1 protein-coding gene is annotated in these 1,345 nt (G+C 44.5%); it reads left to right on the top strand.

Annotated elements, in window-relative coordinates; translation table 11 throughout:
• Positions 1-551: 551 nt before the first annotated feature.
• On the top strand, positions 552-1,345 hold a 794-nt coding region (ltrA, locus tag PY093_RS21230; protein WP_275647711.1), incomplete at its 3' end, for a group II intron reverse transcriptase/maturase.

A 1,345-nucleotide genomic window follows, 5' to 3' on the forward strand; every position in this document is an offset into this window, starting at 1 on the left:
TTGTGCGCCCAGCATGGGTGCAGTCTATAGGGTGAAAGTCCCGAACTGTGAAGGCAGAAGTAGCAGTAGCTTAACGCAAGGGTGTTTGCGGTGACGCAAAATCTGAAGGAAGCGAGCGGCAAACCTCCGGTCTGAGGAACACGAACTTCATATAAGGCTAGGTATCATTGGATGAGTTTGCAATACAAAACAAAGTCCTTTCTGCCAAAGGTGATACAGAGTAAATGAAGCAGATAGATGGAGGGAAAGACTGTACTCTTACCTGGGGAGGTCTGATTGATACGTCAAGTACACTTGATAACCTATCTAGTGATGGATAGCTGAACAATCAGAAGTCAGCAGAAGCCATAGTACCATTCGAACTCGAGAAGGATGGGAAGGGCTGAACAATTTAGAGAGAACAACATCTTGGCATTCAGTAAACTGCGAAGAACACAGATAACCGATATGGCATGCTTGATGGAGGAAGTGGTGAATTCCACGGGGGACCTCAAGATGGTGGAGCAGAACTGGCATAAGAAGAACCGTTGTTCACGGAAAGAGGCGTAACAATGTTGATGGAACGAATACTATCACGAGAAAATCTGCTCTCTGCCCTGAAAAGGGTAGAACGGAATAAAGGGAGTCATGGTGTAGATGGAATGTCCGTACAAAACCTACGGAAACACATCTTGGAACACTGGGAATCTATGAAAATGGAACTCCTCGAAGGGACTTATGATCCGCAACCCGTCCGTAGGGTCGAAATCCCGAAACCTGATGGTGGTATGCGGTTATTAGGTATCCCTACCGTGATAGACCGTCTGATTCAACAAGCAATTGCCCAAATTTTAACTTCTCTATATGACCCAGCGTTTTCAGACCATAGTTATGGATTTCGACCAAATCGAAGTGCCCATGACGCAGTAAAGAAAGCAAAAGGATATATTCAGGAAGGTAATCGTTGGGTAATTGATATCGACTTGGAGAAATTCTTCGACAAAGTAAACCATGACAGACTTATGGGGGCACTAGCGAAACGAATCGAAGATAAGCGTCTTCTTAAGTTAATCCGTAAATATCTGAAATCGGGCATCATGATAGATGGTATCGTGACGACCAGTGAAGAAGGAACCCCACAGGGAGGCCCTCTCAGTCCTCTCCTTTCTAACATTGTCCTTGATGAACTTGATAAGGAGCTAGAGGAAAGAGGCCACAAATTTGTCCGATACGCCGATGACTGCAACATCTATGTGAAAACAGAGAAGGCAGGCAATCGGGTTATGAACTCTATTACTTCGTTTATTGAAGGGAAACTTAAGTTGAAAGTTAATCTAAATAAATCCGCAGTAGACCGTCCTTGGAA

Source organism: Cytobacillus sp. S13-E01, assembly GCF_029193815.1.
Classification (GTDB): domain Bacteria; phylum Bacillota; class Bacilli; order Bacillales; family Bacillaceae_L; genus Bacillus_BV.